The 16,813-nt window shown below is 58.1% G+C and carries 17 protein-coding genes; 10 read left to right on the top strand and 7 right to left on the bottom strand.

Annotated elements, in window-relative coordinates; translation table 11 throughout:
* Positions 1 to 110: 110 nt before the first annotated feature.
* Complete coding sequence (locus QZ869_RS19995; RefSeq protein ID WP_296106853.1) at positions 111 to 899, bottom strand: SDR family oxidoreductase; 789 nt, start codon at positions 897 to 899, stop codon at positions 111 to 113.
* Positions 896 to 1,225 (bottom strand): nuclear transport factor 2 family protein, encoded by a 330-nt coding sequence (locus QZ869_RS19990; RefSeq protein ID WP_296106850.1) that lies wholly within the window; start codon positions 1,223 to 1,225, stop codon positions 896 to 898. The genes QZ869_RS19995 and QZ869_RS19990 overlap by 4 nt, the downstream gene beginning before the upstream one ends.
* Before the next feature lie 96 nt (positions 1,226 to 1,321).
* Between QZ869_RS19990 and QZ869_RS19985 the strand changes: the two genes are divergently transcribed.
* The 3 genes from QZ869_RS19985 (at position 1,322) to QZ869_RS19975 (ending at position 3,702) form a co-directional block, all read left to right on the top strand.
* The gene (locus QZ869_RS19985; protein WP_296106847.1) at positions 1,322 to 2,242 is read left to right on the top strand and encodes a LysR family transcriptional regulator; all 921 of its coding nucleotides are present in this window, start codon (positions 1,322 to 1,324) and stop codon (positions 2,240 to 2,242) included.
* A 146-nt stretch (positions 2,243 to 2,388) separates the two neighbouring features.
* On the top strand, positions 2,389 to 3,216 hold the full coding sequence (locus tag QZ869_RS19980; RefSeq protein ID WP_296021594.1) for a DUF1206 domain-containing protein: 828 nt from the start codon (positions 2,389 to 2,391) through the stop codon (positions 3,214 to 3,216).
* Positions 3,217 to 3,267: 51 nt separating this feature from the next.
* Positions 3,268 to 3,702 carry a pyridoxamine 5'-phosphate oxidase family protein gene (locus QZ869_RS19975; protein WP_296106845.1) on the top strand — a complete coding sequence of 145 codons (435 nt, stop codon included), beginning with the start codon at positions 3,268 to 3,270 and terminating at the stop codon, positions 3,700 to 3,702.
* A gap of 75 nt (positions 3,703 to 3,777) precedes the next feature.
* Here QZ869_RS19975 and QZ869_RS19970 read toward each other — a convergent pair whose 3' ends face one another.
* Entirely contained in the window at positions 3,778 to 4,554 is a 777-nt protein-coding gene (locus QZ869_RS19970) for an IclR family transcriptional regulator (protein WP_296035536.1), read from the bottom strand.
* A gap of 89 nt (positions 4,555 to 4,643) precedes the next feature.
* Between QZ869_RS19970 and QZ869_RS19965 the strand changes: the two genes are divergently transcribed.
* From QZ869_RS19965 to attM, 3 genes are read left to right on the top strand one after another with little or no spacing between them, the layout of a single operon-like run.
* Positions 4,644 to 6,098: an NAD-dependent succinate-semialdehyde dehydrogenase gene (locus QZ869_RS19965; protein WP_296106842.1), complete on the top strand. Its 1,455-nt coding sequence runs from the start codon at positions 4,644 to 4,646 to the stop codon at positions 6,096 to 6,098.
* Positions 6,099 to 6,118: 20 nt separating this feature from the next.
* Positions 6,119 to 7,279 (top strand): iron-containing alcohol dehydrogenase, encoded by a 1,161-nt coding sequence (locus QZ869_RS19960; protein WP_296035530.1) that lies wholly within the window; start codon positions 6,119 to 6,121, stop codon positions 7,277 to 7,279.
* Positions 7,280 to 7,323: 44 nt separating this feature from the next.
* On the top strand, positions 7,324 to 8,115 hold the full coding sequence (attM, locus tag QZ869_RS19955; protein ID WP_296086350.1) for an N-acyl homoserine lactonase AttM: 792 nt from the start codon (positions 7,324 to 7,326) through the stop codon (positions 8,113 to 8,115).
* 123 nt (positions 8,116 to 8,238) lie between these two features.
* Here the strand turns inward: attM and QZ869_RS19950 are convergent, their stop codons facing one another.
* A complete protein-coding gene (locus QZ869_RS19950; RefSeq protein WP_165457025.1) occupies positions 8,239 to 8,406 on the bottom strand; it encodes a hypothetical protein in 168 nt (55 codons plus the stop codon).
* Positions 8,407 to 8,706: 300 nt separating this feature from the next.
* Here QZ869_RS19950 and QZ869_RS19945 point away from each other — a divergent pair, with 300 nt between their 5' ends.
* The 4 genes from QZ869_RS19945 (at position 8,707) to QZ869_RS19930 (ending at position 13,025) form a co-directional block, all read left to right on the top strand.
* On the top strand, positions 8,707 to 9,057 hold the full coding sequence (locus QZ869_RS19945; RefSeq protein ID WP_296106839.1) for an ArsC family reductase: 351 nt from the start codon (positions 8,707 to 8,709) through the stop codon (positions 9,055 to 9,057).
* 3 nt (positions 9,058 to 9,060) lie between these two features.
* Positions 9,061 to 9,537 carry a Cys-tRNA(Pro) deacylase gene (gene ybaK, locus QZ869_RS19940; protein WP_296099793.1) on the top strand — a complete coding sequence of 159 codons (477 nt, stop codon included), beginning with the start codon at positions 9,061 to 9,063 and terminating at the stop codon, positions 9,535 to 9,537.
* Positions 9,538 to 9,619: 82 nt separating this feature from the next.
* Positions 9,620 to 10,858, top strand: coding sequence for an aminopeptidase (locus tag QZ869_RS19935; RefSeq protein WP_296106836.1), 1,239 nt, complete (start codon positions 9,620 to 9,622; stop codon positions 10,856 to 10,858).
* A gap of 280 nt (positions 10,859 to 11,138) precedes the next feature.
* Positions 11,139 to 13,025 (top strand): MFS transporter, encoded by a 1,887-nt coding sequence (locus tag QZ869_RS19930; protein ID WP_296035521.1) that lies wholly within the window; start codon positions 11,139 to 11,141, stop codon positions 13,023 to 13,025.
* Between the two features lie 73 nt (positions 13,026 to 13,098).
* On the opposite strand, the gene QZ869_RS19925 is transcribed toward QZ869_RS19930, so the two are convergent.
* From QZ869_RS19925 to QZ869_RS19915, 3 genes are read right to left on the bottom strand one after another with little or no spacing between them, the layout of a single operon-like run.
* Complete coding sequence (locus QZ869_RS19925; protein ID WP_296106833.1) at positions 13,099 to 14,505, bottom strand: mannitol dehydrogenase family protein; 1,407 nt, start codon at positions 14,503 to 14,505, stop codon at positions 13,099 to 13,101.
* Between the two features lie 2 nt (positions 14,506 to 14,507).
* Positions 14,508 to 15,704 carry a mannonate dehydratase gene (gene uxuA, locus QZ869_RS19920; RefSeq protein ID WP_296086364.1) on the bottom strand — a complete coding sequence of 399 codons (1,197 nt, stop codon included), beginning with the start codon at positions 15,702 to 15,704 and terminating at the stop codon, positions 14,508 to 14,510.
* Between the two features lie 17 nt (positions 15,705 to 15,721).
* Complete coding sequence (locus QZ869_RS19915; protein ID WP_296106830.1) at positions 15,722 to 16,771, bottom strand: L-idonate 5-dehydrogenase; 1,050 nt, start codon at positions 16,769 to 16,771, stop codon at positions 15,722 to 15,724.
* Between the last annotated feature and the right edge of the window lie 42 nt (positions 16,772 to 16,813).

The following is a 16,813-nucleotide window of genomic DNA, read 5'->3' as shown; positions in this document are numbered from 1 at the left end:
ATCGTGGGATATAGCGGATATCCTGCGCTCTCTTTGCGCTCATGATCATTGCCTTGCAATCGACCGTCGTTATGATCGCAGTCCAGTCGTAGACAGGTTGGCGATCCGCCTCAGACTGTCTTGATCGTACCGCCATCGATGACGAACTCGGCCCCGTGGATTGCGCCAGCGCGGTCGGAGGCGAGGTAGGCGATAAGATCCGCGACCTCTTCCGGCTCGGCTCCGCGCCCAATCGATATCCCGCCCAAGGCATCGAGAACGAACTGGCGCGCATCCTCGATCGTACCGCCATTGGCGCTCCGCAGCATTTCGAGAAAGTCTCCGGCGCCCTGCGTCATGATCCAGCCTGGCGAAACGGAATTGACCCGCATGCCTTTGGGACCGAGCTCCTTCGAGATCGACTTGCTGTAAGTCCTCAGCGCAGCTTTCGCGGCGGCATAGCCTGTCGTGGATTCCGGCAGCGGCAACACCGACTGAATGGAGGTGACATGCACGACGATGCCTTGACTGCGCTCGAGCATCTGCGGAATCAACAGCCGGTCAAGCCGGACCGTTGCCAACAGGTTGAGGTTCAGCTCGGCAAGCCAGTGCTCGTCCGTCAAGGCCACAAAGCCGCCTGCCGGTGAATTGGAACCGCCGATGACATGAGCAAGAATGTCGATACCGCCAAGCCGCTCGATTGCCGCCTTGGCGACCGTTTCGCTGCCTTTGGCGGTCGTCAGGTCTGCCTGAACATAGTCCACACCCTCAATGGGATCCTGGATTGTGCGCGCGGTTGTGACAACGCGAGCGCCGCCGGCGAGAAAGCGTTTTACCGTGGCGCGGCCGAGACCCTTCGTACCGCCGCTGACGAGCACGCGCTTGCCCGCAAATTCATCGGGGTTTGCCTGGATGATCATATCCTGGTCTCCAACGTCTTGATGGCATCCTGCGCCATCGTGAAACGATAGGTGAAGCGAAGCGGGCTGCCGGGGAAGTCACCGTGAGCGGGGCCTTCTAGGATGAAGTCGCCATTTTCTTCCCGAGCGGTATCGGGCTCGAAGATCGCCTTCACCGCGATCGCTTCTTCCTCAAGGAGCTGGCGGATTTTGGAAAGCCCGACATAGTGTTTGCCGTTATCGATGAAGACGGCATCTTTGGCGAAATGCTTCATCATGCCCTCAAGATCGAGGCGGGCATTTGCCTCGATATACTCGGCGATCGGTTTGAGTATGTTCAGTGACATGGCCATCTCCTTGCTGGTGATGACGCTAATTTAGCCATGGACTTTTCTCCCGATAAGCGAGATAGATCGGCATTGGGCGTAACGAAAATCGGGACAATGACGCGACACTCTCTCATTGAACTCGAGGCAGTCTTAGCCATCGTCCGGTGCGGCTCGTTCCGAGCCGCGGCCTTGGAGCTCGGCATGTCGACCACTGCTATCAGCAGCGCCGTGGGCAAGCTTGAGCGAGAGCTCGCCGTGCGTCTCTTCAATCGCACCACACGCAGTGTCTCGCTCACCTATGCGGGGCGCATCTTTGTCGCGCAAATCAAGCCCGCGCTGGAAAATATTCAAAATGCGATGAACACGGCACGGGCTCAACAGGAAACGCCGTCAGGCACCTTGCGTATCAACGCGTTTGCCACTGCGGCGCGCGAGATCATGGTGCCGCTGGTGTTGAGCTATCTTCAGCGCTTTCCCCAAGTCCACATCGACCTTGTGACCGAGGGTCGGCTTGTCGACGTCGTGGCGGCGGGCTTCGATCTGGGATTGCGCAGCGCGGACCTTGTGCCAAATGACGCGATCGCCATACCGCTGGGGAAAACGCGACGCATGGCGGTTGTCGCCTCACCCGCCTTTTTCGAAGAACGAAATGTTCCCCAAGTGCCGCAGGATCTGCTGGCCTACCCATGCATTCGCGGACGCCTCCCAGATGGAGCCCTGCTGCGATGGCGATTTGAGAAGGGCGGAGAAGAGCTGCATCTTGATGTCGAAGGACCAATCACGCTGGATGAAGCCTCATTGGCCCGGATCGCGGCAATCAACAGTGTTGGGATCGGCTATTTTATGGAGGCCGATGTCCGCGAAGACATAACCGCAGGACGGCTTGTTCGCATCCTCGAAGACTGGACTCCACCGCTCGTGCCGCTCTGCCTTTATTATTATAATCGGCGCAATTCCTCAGCAGCCTTCCAAGCCTTCATCGCACTGGCACGAGACTACGCGGCAGGACGACTAGCACAGCGCTCGAGCGGTTAGCCGTCGATCCTTGTTGAAACCAGTCGTGAAGCGTGCATCGACGCGAAGTGGCAACGATGCCGTCGACACTTTTTCTCACCCACAGCTCAACCTTTCAACCGCACGGCGCGTTAGGGACCCATAGTTCCCAGCACCGCGGACCCGCCATGCCTTCAACCTTCCGATTCGATCTACTCGCCAAGAGCGGTTACGCCGCACGCGGCATCGTCTTCATGCTCGTTGGCGGGCTGGCACTCCTGTCCGGCGTGGCAGGCGAGAAAACCGAAACGAAATCGGCGATCTCGACACTGTTGAGCCAGCCGTTCGGACGCATCTGGGTGGGCGCGATCGGCATCGGCCTTCTCGGCTTCGTCTGCTGGCGTCTGGCGCAAGCCATTGCCGATACGGACGATCATGGCACCAGTGCCAAAGGCCTGGTCATTCGAACGGCGCTAGTGGGAAGTGCTGTGACATACCTTGGTCTTGCCGGCTTCGCGCTCGGCCACAGCTTCCTTGCCGGTGGCGGCGATGAAGGCTCGGGTGAGAAAGATCTCGCCCAATGGATCATGTCGCAGCCCTTCGGATCCTATCTTCTGATTGCGGTCGGCGCTGGATTCGTCATCGGCGGCGGTGTCACTGCAGCCAAGGGACTGACGCGAAAGTTCGAGCGCTATCTGCGCATCCCGGACAAGAATGCGGTCGCTACCTGGATTTGCATCTACGGGCTCGTAGCACGCGGTCTGGTGTTTGCGATCATCGGCATCCTTTTCATCACGGCCGGAATGAAGGTCGATCCACAGGAGGCCGGCAGCATGGGCGACGCGATGCAATGGCTAAGACAGATGCCGTTCGGCAGCGCACTCTACATCTGCGTAGCCGCGGGGCTCGCGGCCTTTGGCATCTACAATCTCATCGAAGCCCGCTACCGCACGATTCCAAGCCCGTCCTTGAGCGCGGTCACTCGGTCAGTACGATCTGCGCTACCTGGCCGGTGACAAGAAACGTACCACTTTCCGGCGGTTCAATGTTTAAAAAGGAAGCCCTCCATGAAAAGTAAAAAAATCGAAGACATCGCCTCAACGATGAAGAAGATCGACTTCTGCATGATGGCGACACACGGCTCCTCCGGTGCAATCACCAACCGCCCCATGAGCAACAATGGCGATGTAGACTATGATGGCGATTCCTGGTTCTTCTCGCTGAAGGACACGCACAAGGTCTCCCATATCAACCGCAATCCTCAGGTGACGCTTTCCTTCACTGAGCCGCCAAGCCTGCTTGGCAAGCCCGGCATGTTCATCTCGATCGAAGGCGCAGCAGAACTCATCGAGGATAAGTCCGCTTTCGAGCGCCATTGGGTTTCAGATCTGGATCGTTGGTTCACCGAAGGCGTCGATACCCCTGGCTTGGTCCTGATCAAGGTTCGCGGCGTGCGCGTACAATACTGGGACGGTAAGGAGAACGGAACAATCGAATTGTAAGTGATATGGTGGGGGCCGAGAGCGGATTGCAGATGTTACCTGAAAACTCCCCGCCCGTGCAGGTATGGACGGGCATCAGCCTCCCCCCAATCCCTCCGACATTCCTTGTGCGATCGCCTGCAACTGCGCTCCCAGTTCCGCTATTTTATCATCGCTCCCTTCGCTGCGTAAAATACTGATTGCGATCCCGGCAACGGCCGCGCCGGAATGGTCACGAAGTGGGGCCCCGATACAAATCATTCCTTCGCGGATCTGCCCGTCATCAATGGAAAAGCCTCGTTTTCGTGTGACCTCAAGCTCACGCTTAAGCTCCTCAACGCTGCCTACACTGCGCGGTGTCAGCGGCTTGGGAAAATCGGTCAGCAGACGATCGAGTTCAGCAGGCTTGAGATCCGATAGAAGTATCTTGCCCGTTGCCGTAAACGGCGCTGGCAATCTCATGCCGATACGGAAGGTCTGCCCCAGCGGCTGATCCGAATTGCGACAGCCGACATACACCACTTCCGCTCCCTCGCGAACCGTGAGCGTTACGGTGTAAGGGTCGAGCTCACGGTCCCGCGCAAGCACCTCCTGAAATGTGGTGACGATATCGAGCTGCGACAGAAAGGCGTTGGCCCATCGAAGCGGGTGAGGCCCGATCTTCAACGTGCCATCGGGCGACTTGCCTACAAGGTCCAACTCGCCCATCACCGCCAGCAGCCCATGTGCCGTGCTCTTCGGAAGGCTGAGAGTTCGCGCAATTTCAGCAGCTGTCAGATTTTTACCCGATGCGAGAATATCGAGAATTGCGACCGCTCGACGTAGCGCCGGCACGGTTTGAGTGGACGATGAGTCGGGCTCGTCATTTTGCATATCATCTCCTTGACAGGGTCGGCGGCAGTCGGCATAGTTCAATACATGGATCGCGGTTCAATTAGCTGAACTTAACAGGAGATCGTACGGTGCTCAAGTTGAGGAATCCTCGCCTTCTTACAGATGCATGTCTGATCAACGGAAAGTGGATTCAATCGGATAGTTCTGAAACGATCAAGGTTGAAAATCCGGCAACCGGTGAGGTTATCGCTGAAGTCCCCTCCCTGACGCCAATTCAGGTGGAGCATGCGGTCGAAGCAGCGGAGAAAGCCTTCGTCGGCTGGCGAAGCCGTTCTGCAAAGGAGCGCGCGTCTGTCTTGAGACGCTGGTTCGAGCTGATGGTCGCACATGCCGACGATCTCGCAGCGTTGATGACGGCAGAACAGGGTAAGCCGCTCGCCGAAGCCAAGGGCGAAGCGCTCTATGCTGCTTCCTTCGTGGAGTGGTTTTCCGAGGAGGCGAAGCGGGTCTATGGCGACACTATCCCCGCACCGACGACCGACAAACGCATCACCATTCTCAAGCAGCCGATCGGTGTCTGCGCAGCCATCACGCCGTGGAATTTCCCGGCTGCGATGATCACTCGCAAGGCCGGGCCGGCACTTGCCGCAGGCTGCACGATGATCGTCAAACCTGCCGAGCAAACACCGCTTACAGCGCTCGCTCTCGGCGTGCTTGCCGAAGAGGCTGGCATTCCCGCTGGCGTGCTGCAGGTGGTGACCGGCAAGGCACGGGAGATCGGCAAGGTGTTCACCGAGAGTGACACGGTGCGCAAGATTTCCTTCACCGGGTCGACAGAAGTCGGGCGCGTGCTGATGGCGCAATCAGCCCCGACAATAAAAAAGCTTTCGCTTGAACTCGGCGGCAATGCACCCTTCATCGTCTTTGACGATGCCAATATCGACGCCGCAGTCGAGGGCGCTGTCGCATCGAAGTATCGCAATGCCGGACAGACATGTGTCTGCAGCAATCGAATTTACGTTCAGGCTGGAATTTTTGATGCCTTTGCGGAGAAACTTGCCGCGAAGGTGAAGGCGATGAAGGTCGGAGCCGGCGTCGAGGAGGGCGTCACCATCGGTCCATTGATCGATGAGGACGCCGTCAAGAAGGTCGAGGAGCACGTCGCCGACGCTGTGGCGAAAGGCGCCAGCATCCTTACCGGCGGTGGACGACACGCACTTGGCGGTACCTTTTTCGAGCCGACTGTCATTACCGGTGCGACACAGACGATGAAGGTGGCGCGCGAGGAAACCTTTGGGCCCGTCGCCCCTCTCTTTCGTTTCGAGACGGAAGACGAGGTGATTGCCATGGCCAACGACACAGAGTTCGGCTTGGCTGCTTATTTTTACACCGAGAACTTCAGCCGTACGTGGCGCGTCGCGGAGGCTCTGGAATATGGAATGGTTGGCCACAACACCGGCATGATCTCCAATGAGGTTGCCCCATTCGGTGGCGTCAAGCAATCCGGTCTTGGCCGCGAGGGCTCCCACTTCGGCATCGATGAATATCTTGAAATCAAATATCTCTGCTCGGCTCTCAGCTGAGACATGATCGGGAGGACACTATGACGATCAATCCCTTCGAGTTTCGAACCGTTCCCTCCATGCAAATCGCGTGGGGCGGAGCTGCAAAGCTTGGTGAAATACTGGCTGTCCGGTTCGCGCAGCGCAAGGCGCTCCTGATTACCGACAGCGGCCTCGTGAAAGCAGGGCTTATTCAACCGATCGCCGACACGCTGTCTTCCAGCGGCTTTTCCGTCGAGATATTCGACAAGGTGGTCGCCGATCCGCCGGAACATGTAGTGGCTGAATGCGTCACATCCGCAAAAGCCTTTGGTGCGGATATCGTGATCGGTCTGGGCGGCGGATCGTCGCTCGACATCGCAAAGCTCGTGGCCGTGCTCCTCGTCTCGGATCAGTCGCTTGCCGAGATGTACGGCATAGGCAACGTCAAGGGATCGCGCGCACCTTTGGTGCTGATCCCGACGACTGCCGGCACGGGCTCGGAAGTCACCAACATCTCGATCATCACGACCGGCGAAACCACGAAAATGGGCGTCGTTTCGCCCCAGCTTTATGCGGACTTCGTGCTCCTCGACGCTGAGTTGACTGTCGGCCTGCCGCAGGTACACACCGCCGCAACCGGGATCGATGCGATGGTTCACGCGATCGAAGCCTATACCAGCAAACACAAGAAGAACCCGCTCTCCGACTGCCTGGCACGCGAAGCCTTGCGTCTTCTCGGAGACAATCTGGTGGCCGCCTGTAAGGATGGGACGAACCGGCAGGCGCGAGAGGCCATGCTTCTGGGAGCCACGCTGGCAGGCCAAGCCTTTGCCAACTCGCCGGTTGCGGCAGTGCATGCCCTCGCCTACCCGCTCGGAGGCCATTACCACATTCCGCACGGGCTTTCCAACGCGCTGATGCTCGGCCCGATCCTCCGTTTCAACGCCGCCGCTGCCGCGCCGCTTTACGCCGAGCTCGCCGACGTCTTGAAGGTTCCGGGAACCGGTGACGCCGCCACGCGCTCGACAGCCTTCGTTCAGCACATGGAAAAGCTGATGGATGGGAGCGGGGCGCCTCGGCGCCTGCGCGATGTAGGCGTGACCGACAACAGCCTCGCGATGCTGGCGTCCGACGCAATGAAGCAGACGCGTCTACTCGTCAACAACCCCGTCGAGGTCCGCGAAGAGGATGCGCTGGCGCTTTATCGGGAAGCATTCTGACTACCGAACCCATCCAGAAATCTATTGTCAGGGAGGAAACCTTTATGACTGATATCAGGCTCTATATGCTTCAATCCGGAACCTTGAAATGCAAGGTCCACAACATCAAGATGAACCAGGGAGACGGCGCAGATTACGAAATCCCCGTTCCATTCTTCCTGATTACCCACCCGGACGGGCATACCGTCATCGACGGCGGCAATGCAATTGAGGTAGCCACCGATCCACGCGGCCATTGGGGTGGCGTCTGCGATGTCTACTGGCCGGTTCTGGATAAGGATCAGGGCTGCGTCGACCAGATCAAGGCGCTTGGCTTTGACCCCGCGGATGTCAAATACGTGGTCCAGTCCCACTTGCATCTCGACCACACCGGCGCCATCGGACGTTTCCCGAATGCGACCCACATCGTCCAGCGCCGGGAATATGAGTACGCCTTTACGCCGGACTGGTTTGCGGCAGGCGGTTACATCCGCAAGGATTTCGACAAGCCGGGCTTGAAATGGCAGTTCCTCAACGGAGCGGACGACGATCTTTATGACATCTACGGCGATGGCACTCTGACGACGATCTTCACTCCTGGTCACGCGCCGGGCCACCAGTCCTTCCTGGTGCGAGTGCCGGACAGCAAGCCGCTACTGCTCACCATCGACGCCGCCTACACACTGGATCACTGGGAAGAAAAGGCGCTGCCAGGCTTCCTCGCTTCCACGGTGGATACAGTGCGCTCCGTGCAAAAGCTCAGAACCATTGCAGAGAAGGCAGATGCGATCGTGGTGACAGGACATGATCCCGACGCTTGGTCGACTTTCAAGAAAGCTCCAGAATATTATGGCTGAGCCACTCTATCAGCGGAGATAATTGCCCGCGACAACGGTCACAAGCAAAAGCCGGGCGCTGCAACAGCGCCCGGCTCTTTGACATTACACTTTGCGCAGACCAGCGATGCGCGCAGCCAGCTGTTACAGCTGAACCTTATCGAAAGCCTTGGGATCGATACCAAGCGCATCGAGATCGGAACCGGCAGGCTTGCGGTGGGCACGCACAGCGGCGGAGACCGAAACGGCGGCGCCGAAAACGGCAAGGGTTTCACTGAAAAACTTACGCGATGTCTTTGCAACCGAACGCATTTCTTTCTCCTTTTGAACTGCCCAGAATATGGGCAAAACCACGCGGATCTACAACTCATGATATAGAGAGGGAGCCATGCGACGGAGCTCGAACTCCTTTGGATGTCAGCCGAAGCAAATTTGCATGGCTACATCAATGGCCCGAAAATCGGAATCAATTTTCGCAGAGCGTGATGCGTAAGTTCAAGACGTTAGAACGTCCGTTTTGGGTCCTAAAGGATGGCACAGCGCGCCAAGACACGATGCTTTGCCTACTCTCCAATTTTTGTTAAGTCAGACATCACAACGGAGACGGACACCATGGCGACCGCGATTTACGGCATCAAGAACTGCGACACGATGAAGAAGGCGCGTAGTTGGCTGGACGAGAACGGTATCGAAACTGCATTTCACGATTACAAGGTGAAGGGCATCGATCGCGAGCATCTGGAGGCATGGTGCGATGCGGCGGGATGGGAGACGGTGCTGAACCGCGCTGGCACGACTTTCAAGAAGCTCGATGACGAACAGAAAGCTGACCTGACACGTGAAAAGGCCATAGCGCTGATGTTGCAACAGCCTTCGATGATCAAGCGGCCGGTGCTGGAAGCAGAGGATAAGATCGTCGTCGGTTTCAAGCCCGACATCTATGCCAACCTCTTCGGCCAGTAATCCATGTCCAAGACAACGCGTGCAACCCAGATGCTGACGAAAGCGGGCGTGGCTTTCACCACCGTATCCTACGAATACGACCCCAATGCCGAGCGTATCGGTCTTCAGGCAGCCGAATCCATTGGCGAGCCGCCGCATCTGGTGTTGAAGACACTGATGGCCGAAGTGGATGGCAGAGCTGTGTGCGTCGTCGTACCGTCGGACCGCGAAGTCAGCATGAAGAAGCTGGCGGCAGCCTTTGGCGGCAAATCCGCCAATATGATGAAGCCTGCCGATGCCGAGCGAGCGACGGGCTTCCATGTCGGCGGCATCAGTCCTTTCGGGCAGAAAAAGCTGGTGCCAACAGCCATCGAGGTCCAGTCCATGGACCACGCCTATGTTTACATGAATGGCGGGCAACGCGGACTTCAAATCCGCCTTTCGCCAAAAGATGCGCTGACAGCTTTAAAGGCCTCAGCTGTGCCGCTCATCGCCGAGTGAGCCACGCCAGCCGGAAGGTGGTTGGCTTTCCCGATGGATGGTCTATTGTCCACCCGTTCAAGCAGACATGTGAAGGCAGATCATGAGCGTTTCCCCTATCGATCCCGTTAAACTCGAAAAACTGGCCGAAGTCGCCGTCAAGGTCGGACTTCAGCTTCAGAAGGATCAGGATCTGGTGATCACGGCGCCGCTTGCGGCCTTGCCGCTGGTGCGCCAGTTGACCAAGCACGCCTACATGGCAGGCAGCGGTCTGGTGACGACCTTCTATTCCGATGAAGAGACGACGCTGGCGCGTTACCGCCATGCAAGCGACGCCAATTTCGACAAGGCGTCCAGCTGGCTTTATGAAGGCATGGCCAAGGCATACGCGAATGGCGCAGCACGACTGGCCATTTCCGGGGACAACCCCATGCTGCTGTCCGAGCAAGATCCGTCAAAAGTGGCACGTGCCAACAAAGCCAACTCCACGGCCTACAAACCAGCGCTTGAGAAGATTTCCAACTTCGATATCAACTGGAATATCATCTCCTATCCAAACCCATCCTGGGCAAAACAGGTTTTCCCCGGTGTGAGAGAGGAAGAGGCAGTCCGCAAGCTGGCCGACGCGATCTTCGCCGCCTCGCGTGTCGATGTCGCCGATCCGGTGGCTGCCTGGGCAGAGCACAATGCTAATCTTGCCAAGCGGTCCAAGTGGTTGAATGGCGAGCGCTTCGCGTCGCTACACTTCAAAGGTCCAGGCACCGACGTTACAATCGGTCTGGCCGACGGCCATGAATGGCACGGCGGTGCGTCGATGGCAAAGAATGGCGTGACCTGCAATCCGAATATCCCCACCGAGGAAGTCTTCACCACTCCGCATGCCCTGCGTGTCGATGGCTATGTCTCCAGCACCAAGCCCTTGTCGCACCAGGGCACGCTGATCGACGACATACAGGTGAAGTTTGAGGCGGGCCGCATCGTCGAGGCCAAGGCTTCGAAGGGTGAATCCGTCCTGAACAAGGTGCTCGATACCGACGAGGGCGCGCGCCGTCTCGGCGAAGTGGCGCTTGTGCCGCATTCCTCGCCGATCTCGGCAAGCGGCATCCTCTTCTACAACACACTCTTCGACGAAAACGCCTCCTGCCATATCGCGCTCGGCCAGTGCTACTCCAAGTGCTTTATCGATGGCGCCTCGCTCAGCCAGGATCAGATCAAGTCTCAGGGCGGCAATTCGAGCCTCATCCATATCGACTGGATGATCGGCTCCGACAAGGTCGATATCGACGGCATCAAACCGGATGGCTCCGTCGTGCCAGTCATGCGCAAAGGTGAATGGGCTTAGGAATTTTTCAGGCCTTCGCGTCAACCCGGGAGAGAACCCCGGCAAAGTCCGCCGGCTCCTGCAAAGGGGCCGGCATTTTTTCGCGATGTCTGTCATTTGAGGACCTGTGCTCGTCAAAGAAGAGGCGCTTCTTAGACTAAAGTCATAAGTCGAAAGGATCGCTCTTCCTTTCGTTAAATTTCTGTCACTTTGCAGTCAGGTGCATCGCGCCCCAAAAGGGAAGTTCGAGGGGAGTCGAACTGGTGCGATGCGTCTTCTTGATTTCTGTGGAGGACAGACAATGGCACATGTAGCAGCGACGGGCGCAGAAAAAGCGCGCCCCATGACAGCGGAGGAGAAGAAGGTCATTTTCGCCTCTTCTCTCGGCACGGTTTTCGAGTGGTACGACTTTTATCTTTATGGCTCGCTCGCCATCTATATCGGCGCGAACTTTTTCAGCCAGTATCCCGAAACGACGCGCAACATCTTCGCGCTCCTGGCCTTTGCGGCAGGCTTCCTCGTTCGACCATTCGGCGCTCTGGTCTTTGGCCGTCTTGGCGATATCGTCGGACGTAAATACACCTTCCTCGTGACCATTCTGATCATGGGTTTCTCGACCTTCGTGGTCGGCATTCTGCCAGGTGCCGCGCAGATCGGCATTGCGGCTCCCATCATCCTTATCCTCCTGCGCATGCTTCAGGGTCTGGCACTCGGTGGCGAGTATGGCGGGGCGGCCACCTATGTGGCTGAGCATGCACCGAATGGCCGTCGCGGCTATTATACGTCGTGGATTCAGACCACGGCGACGCTCGGACTTTTTCTGTCGCTGGTCGTCATTCTCGGTGTTCAGTTTAGCGTCGGCAAGGAAGCCTTTGCTGCCTGGGGCTGGCGCATTCCCTTCATGCTGTCCGTTATCCTTCTTGGTGTCTCGGTCTGGATTCGTCTGAAAATGAACGAATCTCCCGCCTTCAAGAAGATGAAGGCAGAAGGCAAGACCTCCAAGGCGCCGCTCAGCGAAGCCTTCGGCCAGTGGAAGAACGCCAAGATCGCAATCATTGCGCTCCTCGGCGCTGTCGTTGGCCAGGCAGTTGTGTGGTACACGGGTCAGTTCTACGCGCTCTTCTTCCTCCAGAGCATTCTGAAGGTTGATGGCCAATCGGCAAACATCATGGTCGCCTGCGCCCTGCTACTCGGCACCGGCTTCTTCGTTCTCTTCGGTTGGCTTTCCGACAAGGTCGGTCGCAAACCGATCATCATGGCGGGCCTCGTTCTGGCGATGCTTACCTATTTCCCGCTGTTTAAAGCGCTGACTTGGGCAGGCAACCCTGCGCTTGCACAGGCCCAAGCGTCGGTTCGCGCAACGGTGACCGCAGCACCCGGTGACTGCAAATTCCAGTTCAACCCCACGGGTACGGCGAAGTTTACGACATCCTGCGATATCGCGACCGCGTTCCTCACCCGCAACTCAGTGCCTTATGATGTGGTCGAAGGTCCAGCCGGACAGCCAGCAGTGGTGAAAATCGCTGACGCTACTGTCACCAGCTATGATGCCGTCTCCGCAGGTGCCGATGCAGCCGCGAAGGATCGCGCTTTCCAGAAGCAGATCAACATTGCTCTGCATGACGGCGGTTATCCGCTGGTCCGTGGTGCCGCTCAAGTTCCTGCAGCAAAGCTCGATGCATTCGTCGCTGCAAATCCGGAACTGGCGCTCAACGCAGATGCAGTGCGCGCCACACCTGCCAAAACCGTTCCAGTCGACAAGCTGGTTGCCGACAAGCTGCTGACAGCGGCTGAAGCCAATGGTGCAACCGAGATGGCCGTCTATACGGTGCCAGGCGGCGGCGCATTCACCATGGTTGCCGATCCAGCTGCGGTGAACTGGGTAGTGATTATCGCGGTCCTGACCGTCCTCGTCATCTATGTGACGATGGTCTACGGCCCGATTGCAGCTTTGCTGGTCGAACTCTTCCCCACCCGCATCCGCTACTCTGGCATGTCCCTGCCCTACCATATCGGTAACGGCTGGTTCGGCGGTCTTCTCCCGGCAACGGCTTTTGCGATGAGTGCGGCCAAGGGCGATATCTACTATGGTCTCTGGTACCCGATCGTCTTTGCCGGCATCACGCTCGTGATCGGCCTGCTCTTCCTGCCGGAAACAAAGGATCGCGACATCCATAAGATGGATTGAGCATCCCTCTCACACCCAAAAGAAAACCCGGCGAGACGACCGCCGGGTTTTTTATTGAGGAAAATTTGGAAACTTAGGCCTTGAGGTCCTTCAGTTCTGCGTTGACGCGATCGCGCCAGGCTCTGTTCTGGACCAATGCCGGCGGAAACAGTCCGTCGATAGCGAAGAAGGAGGCCGAGGGATCGCTCGGATCGACGGCGCGGGCAGCGGCAAGGATTTCCTCGCGACGCGGATCGTCGAGAGTTCCACGCTTGTGGATCGAAGCAATCCAGAGTGCGATCACATAGGCAAATTCTGCCGCATCACGGCCCGCCTCCAGCGTCTCCACCGTTGCTGCGAGAGCGCGCTGTGGCAGCTTCTGGCTGGTGTCCATGGCAATCTGGACATTCTTGTGCGCAATGGTCGGATTGGCGAAACGCTCGAGAAGCTCGTCCATATAGGCCGGAAGATCGATGCCCGGCACTGGATCAAGCGTCTTGACCGCTGCCTGCATGTGCCGTCTGACCTTCTCGACGAATTCAGGAACGGCCATCACGTCACGCACGAACTCCAGATCATTCAGGATGCCGAGATGAGCAATCATGGTGTGCGGGCCGTTGAGAAGACGAAGCTTCATCTTCTCATAGGGCTCGACGGCCTTTGCGAAGACGGCGCCGCCCGCCTCCCAGGCGGGGCGACCTGAAACGAAATTCTCTTCGATGACCCATTGCATGAATGGCTCGGTCTCGATCGAAAGCTTGTCTTCAACACCGAGAAGAGCTTGCGCACGCGCACGGCTCTCGCCCGTCGCCGCAGGCACGATACGATCGACCATGCTGCAGGGGAACGCACCGTTCTCAGCAATCCAACGCGCCAGTTCCGGGTCGCGTCGCTCTGCCATTTCCAGCACGAGGCGACGAACCACATGGCCGTTGGAGGGCAGGTTATCACAGCAAAGCACAGTGTAAGGAGCGATCCCCTTTTCGCGGCGCTTGGCGAGACCTTCGACGAGGAAACCGATCGCACCGATCGGTTCATGAGGATTGGTTAGATCGGCGGCAATGGATGGATGTTTCAGATCAAGGCCCCCTGACACAGGATCAAGACCGTAGGCCTTCTCACTGACCGTCAGGGTAACGATTTTAATGGTTTCGCTGGCGAGATAACCGAGCACATCCGCGCCGCGTTCTGCAGCACAAAGCCAATCCACCGTCGCACCGATGACTTCCGCCGTATCGCCCTTGGCATTGCGCACGATGACGGAGTAGAGACCATCCTGTTCGGCAAGCGCCTCCACCGGATCGGGTGAACGAAGGTTGACGGCAACGATGCCCCAGGGGCCGAACTGCTCTGACAGAGCGCGTTGTGTATAGACGGCCTGGTGGGCGCGGTGAAAGGCGCCAAGACCCATGTGTATGATGCCGGGCTGCAAATCTGCTCTGTCGTAGGAAGGCAAAGCAACACCGTCAGGCATTATCGTTGAAGAAGACAATCTGCTCATGATCAAATAATTCCGTGAATGGGATGAGAAAGAGTACGCTCGATGCCGCGCAGCTCTGCAAGGCCCTTAAGACGGCCGATAGCCGGATAACCGGGCTGTGCGCCACGGGTCGCGTCATCCAGAATTTCCTGTCCGTGATCCGGTCGCATGGGGATTTGATGGTCGGAAAGACCGGCATCGAGGCGACGCTTCTCTTCGGCGAGAAGGGCAGCGATGACGGCAACCATATCCGTGCCACCTTCCAGATGCTCGTCCTCGAAGAAGGAGCACGGCACAGTGTCCGTATCACGCTTGACATTGCGCAGATGAACAAAGTGGATGCGATCGGCAAAGCGCTTGGCGATGAAAGGAAGATCGTTATCCTGTCGCGCCCCCAATGAGCCGGTGCAGAGTGTAACACCATTCGCACGGCTATCGACCGCCTTCAGCATATGCGCGTAATCGTCTTGCGTCGAAAGGATGCGCGGCAGACCGAGCAGCGGCCATGGCGGATCATCGCCATGAGCGCAAAGATTGATGCCGACATCTTCGGCCACCGGCACGACCTCGGAAAGGAAATCGACGAGGTTTTGCTGCAACCTTGCCCGGTCGATCCCGTGATAGCTGCGCAGCTTTTCCAGAAGTTGATCGAGCGTGTATCCGTCGGCTGAGCCGGGAAGCCCTGCGCCGATATTTCTGCCAAGCGCGGTAATCTTCGCGTCCGCCATCCCCGCGAAGCGGCGTGCTGCCTCGTCCACCAGCCAATCAGGATAATCGGCAGTGGCATTCGGGCGCTTGAGAATATGGACATCGAAGGCGGCAAAATCGGTCAGGTCAAAGCGCATTGCCTTGGCACCATGACGGGTCTCCCATCTGAGATCCGTCCGGGTCCAATCCAGCACCGGCATGAAGTTATAGCAGACCGTGCGAATACCGCTGGCGGAGAGCCGGCGAAGTGTTTCCTGCCAGTTGGTAATATGCTGCTTCCAGTCGCCGGTCTGTGTCTTGATGTCTTCCGACATCCACACACTTTCCACCACGTCCCAGTAAAGTCCGCCCGCCTTGATTTCGGCATGACGCTTCTCGATTTCCTCGACGGGCCAGACGTCGCCGGTCGGAATGTGGTGCAACGCGCTGACAATGCCGACAGCACCGGCCTGTGCGGCATCCTGAACCGTTACCCTGTCCACTGGTCCGAACCAGCGCCATGTATGTCTCATGATATTATCCTCTGAATTTAGTGCTGGTCGCTGAAGGTGATCTGCACCTTGCAGGCCACCTGGCGGTCACCGGCCTGTTCAAAGGCCTCGACCGCCCGTTCAAGCGGAAAATGATGCGAAATGATCGGCCGCACATCGATGGCGCGAGAGGAGATCAGCGAGACGGCCTCGGCAAATTCCGCGTGGAAACGTTGTGATCCACGCCAGACGATCTCCTTGCCTACCAAGAGGTTGAGCGGGATCGCGATGTCTCCCGTGACCCCGACCTGTACCAGCGTGCCGCGCGGCTTGATGGCGCTGAAGGCTGAGCGAAGCGCAGGTGCTGCCGCCGAACAATCGAAAACGACGTCGAAGCTTCCCTTGTTCTCCTGATAAGGCGCAAGCGCCTGCGGGTTTGTTGCGACGTTGATCGTTCCTGTTGCGCCCATAGCGGGTGCGCGGGCGACCGCCGCGTCCGTAAGATCCGTCACAATGATCTCGGCCGCGCCGGCATGTCTTGCGGCGGCAACCGTCAAGAGCCCGATCGGCCCTGCTCCGGTGACGAGCACGCGCTTGCCGGAAAGATCACCGGCCTGAGCGACGGCGTGCAGGCAAACGGCAAGCGGTTCGGCGCAAGCTGCCTCATGCGGGGTTACGCCTTCGGTAAAGGCGAAGCACTGTTTGGCGGGTACGACAAGATGGTCGCGAAACATGCCCTGTTCGTGCGGCAGCCGCATGGCGCTTCCCATGAAACGCATGTCGAGGCAATGAATAGGCATACCCTTGAGGCAATAATCGCAAGCACCGCAGGGCTGCGATGGATTGACCGCGACCAGCGCGCCGATCGCAAGATGACTGACACCGGCACCGAGTTGCTCGACATAGCCCGAAGCTTCATGTCCGGAAATGATCGGCTCGCGCACCTGTACCGGCCCAAAACCGCCATCCTGATAATAATGGAGGTCCGATCCACAGATACCGCCGGATGCCATGCGGAGAAGGACTTCGCCTTTCCCTGGCTGCGAGTAGTCCTGCGTTTCGACCTTGAGGTCTCTTTTGCCGTAAAGACGCGCCACGCGTGTCAGCATTTCCAGTCGACTTTCTTTGTGGTGTTAGACGAGGCCCGCGCG

Origin of the sequence: uncultured Agrobacterium sp., from assembly GCF_913777885.1 — a bacterium.
In the GTDB taxonomy this organism is placed as follows: Bacteria; Pseudomonadota; Alphaproteobacteria; order Rhizobiales; family Rhizobiaceae; genus Agrobacterium.
The sequence above is the reverse complement of the archived record's forward strand: the minus strand, read 5'-3'. Positions and strand labels throughout refer to the sequence as shown.